General features: G+C 70.3%; 1 protein-coding gene. It reads right to left on the bottom strand.

Features of this window, described 5'->3' with window-relative positions; translation table 11 throughout:
- Nucleotides 1–380 (bottom strand): ATP-binding cassette domain-containing protein (locus IH44_RS0140165; protein WP_030464792.1); only part of this gene is annotated, 380 nt, incomplete at both ends.

The following is a 380-nucleotide window of genomic DNA, read 5'->3' as shown; positions in this document are numbered from 1 at the left end:
TGCATGCCGAGGGCGGTGAGGAAGGCGGCGGGGAGTTGGACGCGGCCGGTGCGGTCGAGCATGACGTATTCGCGTTCGGAGACGGTTTCGGTGCCGTGTTCGTCGATTTCGGTGCGGCGGAGGACTTCGCTGCTGGTGCGGCCGTCGCGGATGGCGATGGTGCGGCGGACTTCGCCGGCGACCATGGGGTCGTGGGTGACGATGACGACGGTGGTGGCGAGTTCGCGGTTGACGGTGCGGAAGGCGTCGAAGATGCCGGCGGCGGTGTCGGTGTCGAGTTCGCCGGTGGGTTCGTCGGCGAGCAGGACGGCGGGTTGGTTGGCGAGGGCGACGGCGATGGCGACGCGTTGCTGCTGGCCGCCGGAGAGTTCGGCGGGGCG

The sequence above is a fragment of the Kitasatospora sp. NRRL B-11411 genome (genome assembly GCF_000721345.1).
In the GTDB taxonomy this organism is placed as follows: domain Bacteria; phylum Actinomycetota; class Actinomycetes; order Streptomycetales; family Streptomycetaceae; genus Kitasatospora; species Kitasatospora cineracea.
Note: the sequence above shows the minus strand (reverse complement) of the source record. Positions and strands in the feature narration are given on the sequence as shown.